Source organism: Mucilaginibacter phyllosphaerae, from assembly GCF_004378255.1.
GTDB classification, from domain to species: Bacteria; Bacteroidota; Bacteroidia; order Sphingobacteriales; family Sphingobacteriaceae; genus Mucilaginibacter; species Mucilaginibacter phyllosphaerae.
This window is the reverse complement of the sequence record NZ_SNQG01000006.1, coordinates 236,961-256,656: the sequence shown is the minus strand read 5'-3', so window position 1 is coordinate 256,656 and position 19,696 is coordinate 236,961. Positions and strand designations below refer to the sequence as shown.

At 43.6% G+C, this 19,696-nt stretch carries 16 protein-coding genes; 14 read left to right on the top strand and 2 right to left on the bottom strand.

Going from position 1 to position 19,696, the window contains the following annotated elements; genetic code table 11:
• Nucleotides 1-19: 19 nt before the first annotated feature.
• Nucleotides 20-679, top strand: a complete 660-nt coding sequence (locus E2R65_RS16950) for a DedA family protein (RefSeq protein WP_134337676.1) — start codon at nt 20-22, stop codon at nt 677-679.
• Here E2R65_RS16950 and E2R65_RS16945 read toward each other — a convergent pair whose 3' ends face one another.
• Nucleotides 680-1,639, bottom strand: a complete 960-nt coding sequence (locus E2R65_RS16945; protein WP_134337675.1) for a zinc dependent phospholipase C family protein — start codon at nt 1,637-1,639, stop codon at nt 680-682.
• A 274-nt stretch (nt 1,640-1,913) separates the two neighbouring features.
• On the opposite strand from E2R65_RS16945, the gene rpsT reads away from it, so the two are divergent.
• The 8 genes from rpsT to E2R65_RS16905 all read left to right on the top strand — a co-directional run bounded on the left by rpsT (nt 1,914) and on the right by E2R65_RS16905 (nt 10,020).
• Nucleotides 1,914-2,168 (top strand): 30S ribosomal protein S20, encoded by a 255-nt coding sequence (gene rpsT / locus E2R65_RS16940; RefSeq protein ID WP_134337674.1) that lies wholly within the window; start codon nt 1,914-1,916, stop codon nt 2,166-2,168.
• A 219-nt stretch (nt 2,169-2,387) separates the two neighbouring features.
• Nucleotides 2,388-3,086 (top strand): RadC family protein, encoded by a 699-nt coding sequence (radC, locus tag E2R65_RS16935; RefSeq protein WP_134337673.1) that lies wholly within the window; start codon nt 2,388-2,390, stop codon nt 3,084-3,086.
• Between the two features lie 133 nt (nt 3,087-3,219).
• The gene (locus E2R65_RS16930) at nt 3,220-3,462 is read left to right on the top strand and encodes a hypothetical protein (protein ID WP_134337672.1); all 243 of its coding nucleotides are present in this window, start codon (nt 3,220-3,222) and stop codon (nt 3,460-3,462) included.
• A gap of 1,005 nt (nt 3,463-4,467) precedes the next feature.
• On the top strand, nt 4,468-6,867 hold the full coding sequence (pheT, locus tag E2R65_RS16925; RefSeq protein WP_134337671.1) for a phenylalanine--tRNA ligase subunit beta: 2,400 nt from the start codon (nt 4,468-4,470) through the stop codon (nt 6,865-6,867).
• A 93-nt stretch (nt 6,868-6,960) separates the two neighbouring features.
• On the top strand, nt 6,961-7,251 hold the full coding sequence (locus E2R65_RS16920; RefSeq protein WP_134337670.1) for a hypothetical protein: 291 nt from the start codon (nt 6,961-6,963) through the stop codon (nt 7,249-7,251).
• Between the two features lie 21 nt (nt 7,252-7,272).
• The gene (locus tag E2R65_RS16915; protein ID WP_134337669.1) at nt 7,273-7,566 is read left to right on the top strand and encodes a cell division protein ZapA; all 294 of its coding nucleotides are present in this window, start codon (nt 7,273-7,275) and stop codon (nt 7,564-7,566) included.
• Nucleotides 7,567-7,862: 296 nt separating this feature from the next.
• Nucleotides 7,863-9,428 (top strand): ribonuclease Y, encoded by a 1,566-nt coding sequence (rny, locus tag E2R65_RS16910; protein WP_134337668.1) that lies wholly within the window; start codon nt 7,863-7,865, stop codon nt 9,426-9,428.
• A gap of 55 nt (nt 9,429-9,483) precedes the next feature.
• Entirely contained in the window at nt 9,484-10,020 is a 537-nt protein-coding gene (locus E2R65_RS16905; protein WP_134337667.1) for an Mpo1-like protein, read from the top strand.
• A 537-nt stretch (nt 10,021-10,557) separates the two neighbouring features.
• Here E2R65_RS16905 and E2R65_RS16900 read toward each other — a convergent pair.
• A complete protein-coding gene (locus tag E2R65_RS16900; RefSeq protein WP_134337666.1) occupies nt 10,558-12,312 on the bottom strand; it encodes a lysophospholipid acyltransferase family protein in 1,755 nt (584 codons plus the stop codon).
• 66 nt (nt 12,313-12,378) lie between these two features.
• Here E2R65_RS16900 and E2R65_RS16895 point away from each other — a divergent pair, with 66 nt between their 5' ends.
• From E2R65_RS16895 to E2R65_RS16875, 5 genes are all read left to right on the top strand, one after another.
• Entirely contained in the window at nt 12,379-13,212 is an 834-nt protein-coding gene (locus tag E2R65_RS16895) for a ComEA family DNA-binding protein (RefSeq protein WP_134337665.1), read from the top strand.
• A complete protein-coding gene (locus tag E2R65_RS16890; protein WP_134337664.1) occupies nt 13,209-13,736 on the top strand; it encodes an adenine phosphoribosyltransferase in 528 nt (175 codons plus the stop codon). Before E2R65_RS16895 ends, E2R65_RS16890 begins: the two co-directional genes overlap by 4 nt.
• A gap of 128 nt (nt 13,737-13,864) precedes the next feature.
• On the top strand, nt 13,865-14,269 hold the full coding sequence (locus tag E2R65_RS16885) for a hypothetical protein (RefSeq protein WP_134337663.1): 405 nt from the start codon (nt 13,865-13,867) through the stop codon (nt 14,267-14,269).
• 306 nt (nt 14,270-14,575) lie between these two features.
• On the top strand, nt 14,576-16,195 hold the full coding sequence (locus tag E2R65_RS16880) for a DUF6377 domain-containing protein (protein ID WP_134337662.1): 1,620 nt from the start codon (nt 14,576-14,578) through the stop codon (nt 16,193-16,195).
• 465 nt (nt 16,196-16,660) lie between these two features.
• Complete coding sequence (locus tag E2R65_RS16875) at nt 16,661-19,693, top strand: SusC/RagA family TonB-linked outer membrane protein (protein ID WP_134337661.1); 3,033 nt, start codon at nt 16,661-16,663, stop codon at nt 19,691-19,693.
• The last annotated feature ends 3 nt before the right edge of the window (nt 19,694-19,696 follow it).

The following is a 19,696-nucleotide window of genomic DNA, read 5'->3' as shown; positions in this document are numbered from 1 at the left end:
TGTTGAAATTTTTAACGACTTGGAATTTATACACAGCATCATCGATTTTATACTACACATTGATAAGCATTTGGTGCAGATAACCAGCGAATATCAAAGCTGGACCTACCTGATCCTCTTCATTATTATATTTGCCGAAACCGGTTTTGTGGTTACGCCATTCCTTCCCGGCGATTCGTTACTGTTTGCTGCAGGTGCACTGATAGCGGGCGGTAAATCGGGCCTGGATATTTATCTGCTTACAGTTATCCTGATCATTGCTGCTGTTAGCGGTAATACCGTAAACTATATGCTGGGCAAGTTTTTGGGCCCCAAAGTTTTTAAAGAAGAAAATAAGATACTTAAATTAAGCTACTACCTGCAAACCAAGGCCTTTTTTGATAAGCATGGCGGCAAGGCTGTAATATTTAGCCGGTTTGTGCCTATCATACGCACTGTAGCGCCATTTGTGGCCGGGGTAGGGCATATGCCTTTTACACGTTACACGCTTTACAATATTGTGGGTGGTGTAAGCTGGATACTGATCTTCCTTTTCTGCGGATTTTGGTTTGGTAAGGTGCCTTTTATCGAGAAAAATTTTTCGTTGGTGGCTATCATCATCATATTGGTATCTATCATTCCGCCGATATACGCTATCATTAAAAATAAATACTCTAAAAAGCAACAGCGGGTTCAATAATTAAGGGCCGGTGTGCACTTTGCCGGCGCGATAAAGGGCTTCTTCTTTAGCTATCTTTTGCTTTTCGGCATCGTTTAACGGTGTTTTGATCAGCCTATCCAGATCCGGCTGCCCGGCATCTACCCAGGCCGAAAACCAGTAACTGCCCACGCTTAGGATACTTGCCCGCATTTGCCTTTGCACCATGCCACGCAGCAGCTTGTGATAGGCCCTGCTATAAGCAACCGAGTACACTTTAACCTTGCGGTTGCCCCTTTGCTCCATAGCGTATTTTTGCATAGTAGGGAAAGATCTATTTAGTGCCCGTTCTGTTCTTAATACCGTATCTACCCGCTTAAATGAACTGCTGCAAATTTTAAATGCCTCAGCCAGCGGATTGTTGATATACCTTGCCGTGCCCACGTTGTAGTGGTAGCTGTTGCTAAAAAGCTCGGGCAGGCGGCTTTCCCAAAGGCTATGGATGCCTTGTTGGTTGGTGAGCTGCCCATCGTAGTTTTGGGTGAGGTGCAGGGGTGTATGCGCATCAGACAGGTAATGCGCCAGGTTTGATGATGAGATAAGGATGCCCGTGGTATCGCGCGCCTTAAAAGCCTTTACCAGCCAGTAATAATTAGATTGGATAGCCCAGGGCACCGTACCATATTTCTTAAGCGTATCACTCGAGTATTTGGCGGCGGCATCTATCCAGCGTTGGGGCATATCGCGAAAGGGCTGTTTACCGTAATGATCGGCGTCAAAAAAATGGTGAGGGGCTTCGGTGCTGTCTACATAGCGTTTTTTATCAGCGCTTATGGCGTGTTCGGTTATAAAGTTGATATTGGCCTTGTAAAAACCAGCCATGCTCTTAGGTAGCGTAAAAACGGCCAGCCGGTTAATGCGGTAATGCGCAAAAAAGCCCCACGAGGTGCAAAGGGTAAGTACACATATACCGGTGATGCAGGTGAGGAGGGTGCGCTTCATTTTTACGATTTAGAGAATAGGGTTAAAAATAGCGCTTTAAGTGAATATCATTCTGTAAATTATTTAATCCTGTAAAATTCTGCTTCAGATAATCCGTCCGTCCGCTTTCCCTCCCCGACACCTGCGGACAGAAAGCGGACAAGCCTCATTGAACTAATGAACATCCGCTTATTTATCCACATTTAAAAAATAACACAATTGGGCTTGCATATTAAATATTGTGTGCCTATATTTGCAACCTCAAAATAAAGAAAAAGAATAACAAAGCTATACGATGGCAAATCATAAATCATCCATAAAAAGAATCAGGTCAAACGCTGCGAAGCGTCTGCGTAACAGGTATCAGGCAAAAACTACCAGAAATGCTATTAAGAAATTAAGAGGCACAACTACTAAGGCTGATGCTACACCTTTATTGTCTAAAGTGATCTCGATGTTAGACCGTTTGGCTAAAAAGAATGTTATTCACAAAAATAAAGCTTCGAACAATAAATCAAAGCTTACCAAATTTGTTAACGCTTTAAGCTAATCGCTTAATTAATGATATTGAAAAGGGATGGTGCATATGCATTATCCCTTTTTTTGTTTAGCCTCTCCCCGGCCTTCTCCGAAGAAGAGGGAGCTAAAGTTTATCGGTAAGGGGAAATACTACTGGCTTTGCTGTTGTACTTATGATGATAAGCGGATAAAAAAGCTTTGTTTTCCCAAATAATTCCCGCTACTTTACGCAAAAAAATCCTAACCCGTTGTGGAAGATTACCCCAATAAAATAAGCATCAAATCATGGGCGGAAGAAGACAGGCCCCGCGAGAAACTAAGCGGACAGGGCCGCCGCGCCTTAACTGACGCCGAACTAATAGCTATTTTGATTGGTAGCGGCAGCCGCGATGAAAGCGCCGTTGAACTAAGCAAACGCATATTGCACCATTACGAAAACGACTTAAACAAACTGGGCAAAGCATCCATAGCCGAACTGTGCAAGTTTAAAGGCGTGGGAGAGGCTAAAGCTATATCTATCATTGCCGCTTTAGAGATAGGCCGCAGAAGAGGTGACACCGAAATTAAGGTATTAGATGAGGTAAAGAGCAGCCGCGATGGTTACAACATTATGCGCCGCCATTTGATGGACCTTAACCACGAAGAGTTTTGGATCATGCTGATAGGCCGGTCGAACAAGGTGCTGGCTAAAGAGCTGGTGAGCAAAGGCGGGTTGAGCGGTACCGTTGCCGACCCTAAGATCATCTTCCATATGGCGTTACAGCACCAGGCCAGTGCGTTAATAATGGTACATAACCATCCCTCGGGCAATTTAAAACCCAGCCGCGAAGACCTGATGCTCACCAAAAAAATTGCTGATGCCGGCCGCATGCTGGATATTAATGTGCTGGATCATCTTATTATTACCGATAGCGGCTACTTCAGTTTTGGCGATGAAGGGCTGCTGTAGCGTATCCGTAATCCCTTTCGGGGCGATAGGGGCTTAAAACAGTATCACCTTTCGGCATAGATTTAGAGAGGGCTTTATCAAACAACCAGCGCCCTGCTACGTTCTATCCTTATAAATATTAAAACTATAAACCATGATAGAGCAACCAGAAGAACAAGACGATCAATTGCAGCAGGACGACCAGTTGAGCCAAACTGAGAACGAAGAGCAAATGAGCCAGCAGGATATACACAGCAACGGTTTTGATGAAACCAATGATGATATTGGCGAAACCGACGAAACCAGCCAGGCACAGCAAGCATACGATGCCGCAGAACCATCTTACACCCTTAACCTGGATGATGATGGCGATAGCAGTACCGGCGATGATGAATAAGTAAGCATGTTTTGTCCGTCCGTCCGTCCGTCCGGAAGTGCCGTACCTCCCGGACGGACGGACAGCAGGGCAAACTGTTTTGCCAATAATAACAGCAATGCCATTACTACATTGGCATAATTAACCTTTAACGTTAGCCATTTGCTGTAACAAGCTATTAGTTATACTTATACCCCCTTATCCCCGAGTGCCACTTTGTAACAGCACGGGCAATCATCAATAAATATCTGTTTTACCTGTCCGTTCGTCCGGAAGTTAAGGTAATGCCGGACGGACGGACACCAGGCATGCTGTTTTGCATCGGGTAACATCATTTGATATGGATACATGGCCACTATATAAACTTGCCATGTTTTCACACTTAAGCATGTTTAGATAGTGCATCTCATTACTACACTGCTATATTATTACTGCCAGTTAAAAAATTATAAACCCTGGGTTTATAAAATACCCCTCCCTTACTAATATTTATATAAACATATAAAATCAGACGGCTGTGTAACGTGGTCCCTGTAAGATTGCTTGGAGTGATACAAATATACTTATAAATATCTGATATACAAATACTTGTTTAAATTAAATGCATGATCTGCTAATTGTTTAAGGGTGTCCGTCCGTCCGCAGGAGCCAATAGGAGCGGACAGAATGCGGACAGGGGGGTGAAGTGTCCGTCCGTCCGCAGGAACCAACCCAAGCGGACAGAAAGCGGACGGTTAGTAAAGTGTCCGCTGCCGTCCGCCGGTAGCGGTATCTGCGGACGGACGGACAGCAGGCCCAACCCAACTAAACCTGATAGCAGCGGATACCGGCCATGTGGCTAAGGCCTGCGCAGTATAAGCGCATAGCAGGGCCGGCGGTTAATAGCAGCACCGGCTTTAATTTTACAGAGTATTTGGCTGTGTTTTTACCTGGCTTTGATCTAAAATGGTAAATCTGAAATCGTACATTATAAACCTTTAACCTTTCTGCCTAAATCGTATCTTTGCCGATTATCATTCTGCTATAATGAAGATATCGTATAACTGGCTTAAAGAATTTATTGATACCGATAAAACCCCTCAGGAATTATCTACCATACTTACCGGTACCGGCTTAGAGGTAGAGAGCCTGGAGAAGGTGCAGGCCATACCGGGCGGTTTAGAAGGCCTGGTGATAGGCTATGTAAAAGAGTGTGTTGACCACGCTAATTCAGATCACCTGCATGTTACCAAAGTGGATGTAGGCACCGGCGAAGACCTGCAGATTGTTTGCGGCGCACATAACGTGGCAGCAGGGCAAAAAGTGGTGGTGGCTACCGTAGGCACAACTATATACCCAACGGTTGGCGAACCGTTCAGTATTAAAAAATCAAAGATCAGGGGCGAGGTATCCGAAGGGATGATCTGTGCCGAAGACGAGATTGGCTTAGGGCATGACCATGCCGGTATTATGGTACTGGATGCCGATACCCTTGTAGGTACCCCGGCAAAAGACCATTTTAACCTGAATGACGATTACATGTACGAGATTGGCCTTACCCCAAACCGTGCAGATGCAGCATCGCATTTGGGCACAGCAAGGGATATAGCCGCGTTTTTAAAACTGGCCGTTAAAAAGCCGGATGTAAGCGCATTTAAGGTAGATAGTAACGATAGCCCTATACAGGTGGTGGTAGAGCATTCAACTGCCGCCCCGCGTTATAGCGGGTTAACCATTTCGGGTATAAAGGTGGGTGAGTCGCCTGCCTGGTTAAAGGAGCGTTTGGCCGTAATAGGAGTGCGCAGCATTAACAATGTGGTAGATGTAACCAATTATGTACTGCACGAGCTTGGGCAGCCCCTGCATGCCTTTGATGCCGCAGCTATCACCGGTAATAAAGTAATTGTAAAAACGGTGGCAGCAGGTACCCTTTTTAAAACGCTGGATGATGCCGACCGCAAGCTAAGCGCCGATGACCTGATGATATGCAACGCCGATGAGCCGATGTGTATTGCCGGTGTATTTGGCGGTGCAAAATCGGGCGTTATAGACGGAACTACCAGCATATTTTTGGAGAGTGCTTATTTTAACGCCGTATCTGTACGTAAAACAGCCAAAAGGTTTGGGTTAAAAACAGATGCATCGTTCCGTTTTGAACGCGGTACAGACCCGGATATGACGGTATTTGCGCTTAAACGCGCAGCCCTGTTAATACAGCAGGTTGCAGGCGGCCAAATCACCTCAGATATTGTAGATATTTACCCCTCGCCGGTAGCCCCGTTTGCGGTAGAGATAACCTATAACACTATTGACAGACTGATAGGCAAAGCCATTGGTAACGATACCATTAAAGGCATTATTACCGCATTGGATATTGAGATCGTAAACGAAACTGCCGAAGGCTTGTCGCTTAAAGTGCCTGCATATCGTGTGGATGTAACCCGCGATGTGGATGTGGTAGAAGAGATCTTGCGTATCTATGGGTACAACAACATCGAGATACCAACGCAGATAAGGGCATCGCTAAACAATTCCATCCGCCCCGAAAAAGACACCGTGCAAAACGTAATTGCCGATTTGTTTAGCGCAAACGGCTTTAACGAGATGCTGGCCAACTCGCTTACCAAATCGGCCTATTCTGATGATCTGGAGCATGCGGTAAAAATAGTTAACCCTTTAAGCAGCGATCTGGATGTGATGCGCCAAACCTTATTGTTTTCGGGTTTAGAGGCTATTGCATACAACCAAAACCGCCGCAGTGCCGATCTTAAGCTGTACGAGTTTGGCAAGGTTTACAGCACCAAAGAAGATAAGTACATAGAAACGCAGCGTTTCTCGGTATTCATTAGCGGCGCCAACACACCCGAGCAATGGAACCAAAAGCAAAAACCGGTATCATTCTACAACCTTAAAGCCATTGTAGACGGCATCCTTAAGCGCCTTAAAATAACCGATGTGGTTGTAGAAGATAGCACCTGCAGCAAACTGGCCTTTGGTTTACAGTATATGCTAAATGGCAAACAGCTGGTTAAGTTTGGGCAGGTAAACGTAGCAGCATTAAAAAAAGTGGATGTAGATAAAGAGGTGTTTTATGCCGATTTTAACTTCGACCTGGTGCTGAATGCCGTGCGCAAAAATGTTATTGTTTACCAGGAGGTATCCAAATTCCCGGCCGTGCGCAGGGATCTGAGTATGCTGATAGATGCGTCCGTAACATTCGGACAGTTGAAGCAGATAGCCGGACGGACGGACAGGAAGTTGCTGAAAGAGGTGAATGTGTTTGATGTTTACCAGGGCGATAAGCTGCCTGCCGGCAAAAAATCATACGCACTAAGCTTTACTCTGCAAGACACCGAAAAAACTTTAACAGACAAGGCCGTTGATGCCGTGATGCAGAAATTAATTTATAATTTAGGCAAAGAAGCAGGAGCAGAGATAAGGAAATAATTAGTGATAGGAGATTAGAGATTTGTAATTAGATCTGACAGATGATCAAAACAAATAACTAACCTCTTAATCACAAACCTCTAATAACTAATAATGGCCTCAGTAGCAGAACAATTAGGTAAGGTTGTAGAAAAAACAGAGCAGTTGATTGAGCTTTGTGCTGCATTGCAGGAAGAAAATGATTTGCTTAAACTGGAGAGTGAAGCATTGAATGTGGCCCTTAAAGCCAGTACTAATAAAACAAAAGACCTGGAAGAAAAGCTTCGTGTATTGAAACTTGCTAAGTCGTTTTCAGAAACAAATGAAAAAAGTGTTGACATTAAGCAAAAAATTAACGACTTTGTGCAGGAAATAGATAAGTGTATTGTATTGCTTAAAAAGTAGTGCAGAAAGTGAAAAGCTCAAATGGGAGAAATCTCAATAAAAATAAATATTGCTGACAGAGTTTACCCCTTAAAGGTAAACATGGAAGAAGAGGAAATTATTAGAAGGGCAGCCAAGCTGATCAACGACCGTATAAAAGAATATCAGGAAAATTACGCGGTTAGGGATAAACAGGATCTGCTTTCGATGTGTGTGCTGCATTATGCAACATCATCATTAAAGGCGGATAAGAAAGTTACCACGGAAGATACCGAGGTAGCCGAAAAGGTTTATCAACTGGATCATTTGCTGAACGATTTTTTTTCGAAACAATAACGTTCTTTAAAATAAGCGAAAAGCACAAAGCGAAAAGTACAAAGCCCTCAAAAGCTTTAAACTTTAGCCTTTAAGCTTTTGGCTAAAACGAGCCAATTAAGATTTAACCGCAGTTAAATTTTAAGTTTTCACTATTAAAAACTTAACGCTTCCATATCTTCGGATTACAAAGAGGCATGCGTTGATCGTGTATTTAACGGTAACCCGTGATCCACCCCATCCGACAAGAAGTTTTAACAATACATGAACACTTAGATTTTAGTTGCGGTTTTTTTATTTTATAACCTAAATAACCAATGAATAACATATTATACATCATTATCGGCTTGCTTGCGGGCATCCCGACAGGAATAGTCATAGGGCGGTACCTGCTTCGTAAACTTTTTAAAGACCAGGAAGTAGCAGCACAAAGCAAAGTTAAAAAGATCTTGAAAGACGCGGAGAACAACGCCGAGATACTGAAAAAGAACCGTCAGTTAGAAGCGAAAGAGAAGTTTTTACAGCTTAAAGCAGAGCACGAACAGGAAGTGAACGCCAAAAATAACGTGTTAAACCAACGCGAGAACGGTATCAAACAAAAAGAACAATCGTTTAACCAAAAACTGGAAAACCTTAACCGTAAAGAGACAGAACTGGATAACGCGCGTAAAAAGCTGGAAAACCAAACCGATATTCTGGTTAAAAAGCAGGAAGAGGTAGATCATTTAAAGAACCAGCACGTAGCCCAGTTAGAAACCATTGCAGGCCTGAGTGCAGAGGATGCCAAAAACCAGCTGGTAGATAACCTGCGCGAAGAAGCACGCAGCAAGGCGATGGCTCAGATCAAAGATATTGTAGATGAAGCCAAGCTTACTGCTACTAAAGAGGCTAAGAAAATTGTTATCCAAACTATCCAGCGTACCGCTACAGAAAGCGCTATCGAAAATACGGTATCCATCTTCAACATCGAGAATGATGAGATCAAAGGCCGTATCATTGGCAGGGAAGGGCGTAACATCCGTGCGCTGGAAGCAGCAACCGGTATCGAGATCATTGTGGATGATACCCCGGAAGCTATTATCCTATCGGGCTTTGACCCGGTTAGGCGCGAGATTGCCCGTTTAGCCATGCACCGCCTGGTAACCGACGGACGTATCCACCCGGCACGTATTGAGGAAGTGGTTGCCAAAACCAAAAAGCAAATAGAAGAAGAGATTGTAGAAATAGGTGAGCGTACCGTTATTGATCTAGGTATCAATGGGCTGCACCCTGAGTTGATCAGGATGGTAGGTCGGATGCGTTACCGCTCATCATACGGGCAAAACCTGTTGCAGCACTCGCGCGAGGTAGCCAACTTCTGCGCTACCATGGCGGCAGAGTTGGGCTTAAACGTAAAATTAGCTAAACGCGCAGGCTTACTGCACGATATTGGTAAGGTGCCTGATGATAACCCCGAACTGCCGCACGCTATTTTGGGGATGCAGCTGGCCGAAAAATATAAAGAACACCCGGAAGTGTGCAACGCCATTGGCGCCCACCACGATGAGGTGGAGATGACCTCGATGCTATCGCCTATTATACAGGTTTGTGACGCTATATCAGGCGCAAGGCCGGGCGCACGCCGCGAGGTGGTAGAAAGTTATATCAAACGCTTAAAAGAGCTTGAAGAGCTTGCTTTATCGTATCCGGGGGTTGAAAAAACCTTTGCGATACAGGCCGGCCGCGAGTTACGCGTTGTGGTAGAAAGCGAAAAGATAAGTGATGCCCAAAGCGAAGTGCTTGCGGCAGATATCTCTAACCGTATCCAAACAGAGATGACCTACCCCGGCCAGATCAAAGTTACCGTTATCAGGGAAACCCGTTCGGTAGCATTTGCTAAGTAATTAATAAAAGCTTATATAGGCCCTCTCTCACAATAGGAGAGGGCTTTTTTGTTTTATGGGAAAGCAACACACCAATATTAAACCCCAACCCGCAAAGCCGGGCGATCAGCGTAAAATAGACTTTTACTTTCAGCGTTTAGATGCCAGCCATCAAAACCCGGTGAACCTGGTATTGCATTACATTTTTGTACCGCTGATGGTATTGGGCTTATTGGGCATGGCATGGGCTATCCCTTTCCCGCATATTGGCCTGATAGGTAAGTATAACGGCTATTTTAACTGGGCATCGTTCATTATAGCCTTTGGCATTTATTATTATTTAAAAATGTCGCCCTTGTTATCCTACTTTGCGTTGTTTATGTTTTTTGGTTTTAGTTATGGCATTATGCAGCTGGAACTGTATCAAAAGGCAGGCGGTGCAGAATTAAGTGCCATCAGCGTAGCCATACTCATGATATCCCTTGCAGGCCAGTACATAGGCGGCAAAATAGAGCGTAACGATCAATCTTTTACCGATGACACCAAACTGCTGCACGTAACCCCGCTGTGGGTGCTGTACAGGTTAGCCAGAAGGTTAGGATTGAAGTATTAGCCTGTCCGCTTTTGTCCAAAAATGTCCGCACTTAGAAACGGACGGACAAAAATTAACATTTGGGCGTTCCCTGCGGTCGGGCTATTCACTCATACGCCTGCAGGCATTACGCTCCGGGCCGGTACCCGCTTCTATCCCTAACGCAGAGAATTGTCCTGAACCGGGATTAAGCGAATTTTTGCAATTTATTGGACTTTTTCTTTTTTGTCATGCGATCCGTTAACCAACGGAGTGCATTCATTCGCCTACAGTATCTGCTATTTGTCTGAACCGGAATTATAGAATTTACAGAATGATTTTTTTCTCTACAATGTCAGCAGATCAGCTTCGTCCGAAATCGGGAAGAACGATGCTGGCCTTGCGCGGGGCAGGCATAGGGGGCTTTTGCTGGAGCTGTGCGGGCAAAAGATTCTTTTGGTTCTGAGTGAATTACGGCACAGGCCTTATGCGCCGTAAAAGCCTTTTTTGCTATATAATCTTGGTTGCTTTATATCCAGAAAAAGTAACAGCCCTCCGCGATGACGTGTTGGCGAAATGTTACAAATTCTTCCCCAGTTTCTCCAATATATCCTGCGGTACTTTCTCCAGATCAAGCACCAGGAAGCCATCCAGGCAATCGGCAAACTTAGGGTCGATATTAAAGCTGATGATATGGGCATTAAGCGCCAGGTACTGGCGAAGCAGTACGGGTACCTTCATGTTATGCGTTTCCACTTCAGATATCAGGTTATCCAGCCCCTTAAAACTGTCGCCGGCCGATAGCAGCAGGTCGGTATCGATGTTCTCCAGATTTACCTTGAATTTCTTGCGTGGCTTTACATACTGGGCCATGTCATGGTCAAAGTGGTTGCGGTTGATATAATCTACAATAAGCGATTTACTGAACTGCGAAAACGAGTTACTGATGCTTACCGGCCCTATCAGGTAACGGTAGCGCGGGTTATCTATCACAAACTTAAGAATGCCTTTCCATAGCAGGAAAAGAGGCAGGGGCTTGGTTTGATATTCCTTGCGGATCCACGATCGGCCAAGCTCCAGGCTTTTCTTAAGCACAGGGGTAAACTGCTCTTTAATTTTAAACAACTCGTTGATATAGAAGCCTTTTTTGCCTACGCCGTAGAAGATCTCGTCGCCCAAACCAATACGGTAGGCGCCAACAATGCGCTTTGCTTCGGTATCCCATATAAAAAGATGGTGATAGTAAATGTCGTACTCGTCCAGATCGGTGGCTTTATTAGTGCCCTCGCCAACCTCGCGAAAGGTGATCTCACGTAAACGCCCTATCTCGCGGATAACCGTAGGGATCTGCGAGGTAGCGGTGATATAAACTTCGTAGTTCTTTTCGGTCCATACTTTGTAGTTCTCACGAAGCCCGTCAACCTCTTTTTCCAGCTTATCCGCAGGTGTTTCTGGCACTATGGCTTCCGGTAGTTTCTTGATCTTAAACAGGTTGCGCGGATTGAATAATTTTTTTTCTTCATCCAAACCGGCACCAAGCGCATAGGTTTTAGCCCGCAAAAAGTTCAATATTTTGGCGCTGTTGTTATTATCGGGGATATCCTCCACTCTGATGGGCTTGCCAATACGCAGCTTAATGGTTTGGCCTTGCTTGTTAAATAATTCTGAAGGTAGTTTAGCCGTGCGGAGCGTAGGATGTATCATACTCAGTAAGTTAAACAACAGGCCGTTATTGCCATGAAAATAGATGGGCACTACAGGTACCTTAGCCTTGGCGATGATCTTACCCACAACAGGGTGCCACAGGCGGTCGGTAACTTCGCGTTTTTCCAGTTTAAAGGTAGATACCTCGCCCGCCGGGAAAATACCTATCGGGGTACCGTTATTCAACAGTTCGAGCGTATTTTTCAACCCGCTGATGCTGGATGAATGCTCTACATTCTCAAAGGGGTTTACAGCTATAAAATACTCGCTCAGGTTAGGGATCTTTTTCAGCAGGAAGTTAGCCATCAGCTTGGCATCGGGCCTAACCATGGTTAGCATTTTAAGCAATATCAGCCCCTCGATACCACCGTAGGGATGGTTGGCTATAGCTATAAAAGCACCCTCTTTAGGGATATGCCTCAGGTCGCGCTCATCAAATTCAACCTCTATGCCACAGCCTTTTAAGATAGCATCCACAAAATCAGGGCCTTGCTTGGGCTGTGCCTGTGCAAAAAGCTCATTTACCTGATTGATCTTCATCAGTTCCATCAGCATAGATGCTAATCCGGGCATTTTTAGGGTGTCCAGCTTGGTGGCTTTGGCAAACTCTTCTGTGGTTATAATTTTCATGCTGCAATTAACGTGATAATAGTCTTCAGAAATGATTAATTTAACGGCTTTATATATACCCTGATCATGAAAACACAGCTTAAAGACCACCTGGCCCTCACCAAAAAAGAGTGGAACGGCACGGTGGTGTTACTGGTGCTGATAGCCCTTGTGCTGGCAGCGCCTTATGCTTATCAGTGGTATCACAAAGATAATACAATAAACGTTACTGTATTTAACAATGCAATAGCAGCGCTGAATAACGCCAATCGGCGCCCTTTAAACGCCCCCGAAACGCCCCGCAACGTACTTTTTAAGTTCGATCCGAACACCATAACGGCGGGTGGCTGGCAAAAGCTGGGCATCACGGCAAAACAAGCGGCGGTCATTAAAAATTACACGGCAAAAGGCGGCCGGTTTCGTAAGGCGGCGGACCTGCAAAAGATCTACGGGCTTACCAAAGTTGATTATGCCCGGCTGGCGCCATTCATCATCATCCCGCAGAGCCGGGCCAAACCCAGCATCGTTATCGAACTAAACGCTGCCGACTCGTCAGCCCTGACTAAAATTGAGGGCATTGGCCCGGCTTATGCCAAACGCATCCTTTACTACCGCCAACGGCTGGGCGGCTTTGTGAATAAGGAGCAACTGAAAGAGGTGTTTGGGATGGATGACCTGAAATATGATGAGATCAAAAACCAGGTGCGGGCAGATGCCGGCCGCATCCGTAAGATCAATATCAACACTGTTACGTTTGATAAGCTGAGGCCGATGCCTTATCTTAATTATAAACAGGTAAATGCCATTATTGAATACCGCAACCAGCATGGCGATTACATTTCCATGCGCGATTTAGAGAATATTGCCATTATAGATGCCGATATTTTGCGTAAAATTGGGCCTTATTTAATTTATAAATGATAGAGCAGCAGATCAAAACCGCTATCCGCGATATTCACGATTTTCCTAAACCCGGTATCATCTTTAAGGATATTACCCCGATACTGAAAGACCCCGAACTTTGTACCCAAATAAACGACGCCTTTTTAAACAAAATAGGGGATCTGCAGATCGATGCCATCGCCGGGGTAGAAAGCCGCGGGTTTTTGTTCGGCCTGTCATTAGCAACCAGGCTGGGTGTGCCTTTTATACCGGTACGCAAAGCCGGTAAACTACCGCACACGGTTAACCAAAAGGTTTACGAACTGGAATATGGCCAGGCTACCATAGAGATACATACCGATGCCTTTAACCCCGGCGACCGGATCATGATACACGATGACTTGCTGGCCACCGGGGGCACCGTAACCGCCACCAGCCAACTGATACAGGAGATGGGCGGCGTAGTTGCCGGTTTTAGCTTTGTGGTAGGGTTAAGCTTTTTAAAAGGTTTAGAAAAAATAAGCCCCATTAGCAGCAATATTATTGTACTGGCCGATTATTAACCGGCTGTGATTGGTGCCGATTAATTATAGGTTTTAATTTGTACGCTAAAAAGAAATTCATATTTTTTGGTGTAACTGAAAGGAAATGTTATTTATATTTACTTATTAACCAATTAAAACCAATTATTATGAAAAAGAACCTTTTAGCGCTGCTTGTAATGCTATGTAGTTTTGCAGGTGCCATTCATGCCCAATCGTTAGCTAATGTTGCTAAAGTTACCAACGCTAATGCGGCTGATAGCAGGATAAGCAAACCTGCCGCTTTGGTTGAAGCACCCGCCGTAACATTTGCTGCAGCCGATGTAAGCAAGGTAAAGGAAGTAGATAATACCGCCCCGGCTGTGGCACCGCCGCCGGCCTGTTACAGTTATTTAATTTCGGCAGCGTTTACCGGCGGCACATTTTATTATACCACCTGCGGCGGCATTGCTACAAGCCAGTATCTTGATAAAGGTAAAACCGCTACCGTATGCGCCCGCGAGGGTACCGTATCCGGATCAGGGCCTATAACAAAAGGCGCTACGTGTAACTAACCCGCCCTTCCGTTAATTTTAACAGTTTTTTCTGAACCATACATTGGCCCGCGTCTTATTTTTAAGAGGCGGGCTTTATTTTTAGCGTTTTTATAAAAATCAGCCTCTGCAAACAAATTTGGCAGATTATCACTAATATTACGTTTGGAAGATTTAGCCGGTTACCCTTATTTATTTTAATTTACTAAAAAAGCTGTAATACCTTGTATTGCTGTAACTAACAATAACCGGCCGCGGCCCGCAGTTGCTGTTTTTTTAAATTTTGATGGATAATTGTTAACCTTAATTCCCTTTTGCAACCAAAATATGAGACTTTTTTTGAGGTTATTATTTGCGTTAATGCTTACCTATCCTGCTGTATCTGCCGGCGCCGGTACAGATAGCCTGATAAGCGTTTTAAAAGCAGAGATTAGCCGTAAAGATATTTACGACGGCCAAAAACAGGCCAGGATCCTTCTTCTTAAAAAACAGCAGCGCAGCGCTTCGAAATTTGATTACGCCCGGCAGTACGATCTGTGTGTTAAGCTTTATGACGAGTATAAATCCTACCAGTACGATTCGGCCTACGTATATGTAAATAAGCTTAAAGATCTCAGCGCGTTGATGAACGATATGTCAAGAGGGTATTACAGCCAGATCAAGCTGGGTTTTATCCTGTTGTCGTCGGGCATGTTTAAAGAAACCTTTGATGCCATGCGTACCATCAACCCCAGGGTGCTTAACGATTCGATGAAGATCGAATACTATTTTATCATGTACCGATGTAACAGCGACCTGGCCAAGTATAATAACGATAAGTATTCATCTCCCGGGTATATCAGGGCCAGCAATGCCTATATAGATTCTGCCATCAACCTTACCCAAAAGGGCTCTATCGACTGGATGCACTATACCGGCTTAAAAGATGCGCAGGCAGGGAACGAATTAACGGGCGATGATGAACTGAGCAAGATCCTGCGGTCGGGCAAGCCCATTTCCATGCACCTGCGCGCCATGATTAGCTGCTCGCTGGCCATCAGTTACTTAAACTCTAACCGGCACCAGGAAGCACTGCCCCTGCTTATTCAATCGGCCATTGCCGATATCAAGTCATCCACCAAAGAAACCGTTGCACTTTTTACCCTTGCCGAGCAATTGTATAAAGCCGGTAACGTAAAAGATGCTTATGCCTTTATACAACTGGCCAAGCAGGATGCCGATTTTTACGGGGCAAGGCAGCGCAAGATACAGATAGGGGCCATACTACCCGTTGTAGCGGCCGAAGAGCTTAACCATTCCGAAAAAGAAAAACAAACCATACTAATGTACCTGCTGGCCATAACTGCGCTGGCCTCGCTGGTAATTTTATTCCTGGTGATGATCTATAAGCAGTTGGGCAAGTTAAAGCATAAAGAACGGATCATCGAGCATCAAAACATACAGTTAAAAGATATTAATCATAAACTGGGCGAGGATGCGCATATTAAGGAAGAGTACATCGGGCAGTTTTTTAAGATCATATCCGGTTATATCTTAAAGCTCGAAAAACTGAAGATGTCTGTAGATACCAAGCTGTCTATCAAAAAGTATGAAGATATCAGGCTGATCATTAACGAAATAAATATTAAAAAAGAGCGGGAGGTGTTATACCACAGCTTTGATCACATTTTTTTAAAGATCTTCCCCAACTTTATTTCGGTATTTAATTCGCAGTTTGAAGAGAAAGACCAGATCTGGCCGCACGAGCATGAAGTACTGAATACTGACCTGCGCATTTTTGCCCTCATCCGCATGGGTATTAATGATAACGAAACAATTGCCAAAATATTGGAGTACTCGGTAAATACTATTTATGTTTATAAAATGCGCATCAAGGCAAAGGCCAAAAACCCCGAGCAGTTTGAACAGTGTATTATGGACATTAAGGCCGTTGATACCGTATCCTGATTTGCAGATGAATGGTATCATTTTAGATACTTTAAGAACTATATAAGATACTTTTTTAACTAAAATAGCTTAAAAATGCTTTGATAAAGGTTATATTTTTCGGCTTTTTTTATAATTAAAGTAATTGATAATCAGTTACTTGATATTTATAAAGCTTATATTTTTTTATAACTCCATTAAAGTAGTAGGGAATGATGCGCAAGACACACATCTTTGTATAGGGATAAAATGTTTTTAAAAGCGGTTTAGCTTTTAAGCATACAAACCCACAGCTGTAAAAAGCACAATTATAAACCAATATATACTGTACCATTTTATTAAAGTTTTTTTACCGGGTAACTAACCATTGCACGGCATTGTAAAATTTGTTTGCCGATTTTTTTATCTGCAGGCCTGTTTTACCAACTTTTAAAATAAACACGTACTAAAATTTTATATAACCAATTATCAATTAAACCACAAACTATGCAATTTAAACACTTACTCACATTATGTTTTTTTGCTTTAACCTGTTTCTTTGTTCAGCCGGCACTGGCGCAGAACAAGGTAATTACAGGTAAAGTAACCGACAAAAAAGACGGGTCTACGCTTATTGGCGTATCTGTTGGGGCCGCCGGCGGTGTCGGCACACTTACCGGCGTCGACGGTACGTATAAGTTATCGGTACCGGCAAGCGTAACAAGCCTTAATTTTTCTTACATTGGTTACCAAAGCCAAACAGTTGCTTTAAATGGCCAAACCAATGTTAACGTTTCACTACAGTCTGCAAGTACTAACCTAAACGAGGTTGTTGTAATTGGTTACGGCACCCAACGCATTAAAGATGCAACAGGTTCGGTGGCTTCATTAAGCCCTAAGGACTTTAACAAAGGTGTTATTGCCACACCAGATCAGTTATTACAGGGCCGTATTGCCGGTGTACAGGTAACGCCGTCAAGCGGTGAGCCGGGTGCTGCAGCAACGATCAATATCCGTGGTGCAGGTTCTATCCGTTCTAACGATAACCCGCTTTATGTAGTAGATGGTATTCCGTTAGATAATGGCGGCACAAGCGGTGGTTATGGTGTGGGTGCAGGTTCTTCATCTGCACGTAATCCTTTAGCATTTATTAACCCGGCTGATATTGAAAATATATCTGTTTTAAAGGATGCATCATCAGCAGCAATTTACGGTGCCCGTGGTGCAAACGGTGTAATTTTAATAACCACACGTAAAGGCCGTAAAGGCCAGGGGGTACAGTTCTCTGCAAACACCAGTATTGCCAATACTGCCAAACGATATGATGTACTTGGCCGCGAAGACTTTTTAAAGGCTGTTGCCAGCGTAGGTTCTAACGCAGGTACTGTTGCCGAAGGCGGTATAGATTACGGCGGTAACACCGATTGGCAAGACCAGATCTTCCGCACAGCTATATCACAAAATTACAATCTGGGTTTTGGCGGTGCCAGCAACACCGGCAGTTACCGTGCTTCGGTTGGTTATGATGATCAACAGGGTATCGTTAAAAATTCAGCATTAAAACGTCTTAATGGCCGTATTAATGCATCCCAATCATTCTTTAAAGAAAGATTAAAGTTTGATCTCCAATCAACATTCTCTAATGTAAAAGATCAGTTTGCGCCTATTACCAACAATGCCGGTTTTAACGGTAGCTTAATCGGTGCTGCAATACAGTTAAACCCAACCGCACCTGTATTTGATTCACAAGGCCGTTATTTTAGCATTGCTAACCCGGCTTACGATGCCAATGGTTTCCCTATTGGTAATGGTTTCAGGAATCCGGTTTCATTACTTAACCAAATTGATGACAGGGATAACATCAACAGATACTTAAATAACTTAAGTATGACTGTAAAGTTAGTTGAAGGTTTATCATACAAAGGAAATTTTGGTGCTGATATATCAAGAGGTTTGAGGAAAACATTTTACGACCCTAAAGTAGTAGGCTTCACAGATGCTATTAACATTAGGGATCAAAATTTCCCGTCTCCAACCGGTAATGGTACCGCTATTTACCAATATAACCAGTTAACTAACTACACTACAGAACATACTTTAAACTATGATAAAAAATGGAGCGATAACAGTTCATTAACTGTTTTGGCGGGCTATTCATATCAAACATTTAAAAACTTTAGCCGCAACGAATTTGGCTTTAAATCATCTCAACCAGGCGTTTTAGTTAAAGATTATAATGATTTTCAGCAACATTTAGCTTACCCTGTTGGTGATAGCTCAAGCTATAAATTACAATCTTATTTTGCAAGGGTAAACTATTCATACAAAGATCGTTACATCATTACCGGTACTTTAAGAAGAGACGGTTCATCGCGCTTTGGTTCTAACAATAAATACGGTAATTTCCCGGCTATCGCTGCAAAATGGCGTATAAGTAACGAAAGCTTTATGCCTAAAGGCGGATTTTTTGATGACCTGAGCTTAAGGTTAAATTATGGTAAAACAGGTAATCAGGAAATACCTTCTTACGGATCATTACCTGTTAAACAGATCAACTACAACGGTAACTCAAACCCACAGATATACCTTGCCAATCCTGATTTGAAATGGCAGGCCAATACCACTTATGGTGCAGGTATCGATTTCTCGATACTTAAGGGCCGCTTAACAGGTACGGTAGATTACTTTAATAAATCAATATCCGACTTGTTGTTTTACCAGTATAACGCTCAACCGGCATTATCACCTTATATTTACGTAAACCTGCCGGGTAACGTTATCAACAAAGGTTTTGAATTTGCTTTGAACTATGCTGCCATACAAACGCCAACATTTACCTGGGACGTTTCTTACAACATGAGCTTTATCAAAAACACGGTTGAAAACTTTAAAGGCCGTAACATCATAACAGGTAATATTGATGGCCAGGGCCTTTCCGGTGCTTATGCCCAGCTAATTGCAAATGGATTACCCTTATTTACATTTAACGTTCCTAACTACTCTGGCTTAGATGCAAACGGTTTTGGTATTTATCCGCAAGGTATAGACGTTTCAAGCGTGCAAGGTAGCCCTAACCCTAAATTTACAGCAAGCTTAACTAACAACTTTAGCTACAAAAACTGGAGCTTAAGTTTCTTCCTGAATGCTGCCACAGGTTTCCAGGTTTATAACAACACGGCTAACGCATTCTTTTACAAAGGTAACCTGGTTAGTGGCCGTAACGTAACAAAAGAAGTTGCACAAACTGCTGAAAATGCACTTAACTCCGGCGAAGTATCAACCCGTTTCCTGGAAAAGGGCGATTTCCTGAGATTAAGCAATGCAACAATTGGTTATACCTTCCCTTTAAAAGAAAGTGTGTTTAAAACTTTCAGATTATCATTAACAGGGCAAAACCTGTTCCTGATTACCAGCTACTCTGGCTTAGATCCTGAGATCAATACAGATAAACAAAGGGATAACGTAGCATCAAAAGGTATTGATTATACTTCATATCCAAAAGCACGTATATTCACATTAGGCGTAAATGCAAGTTTCTAAAAA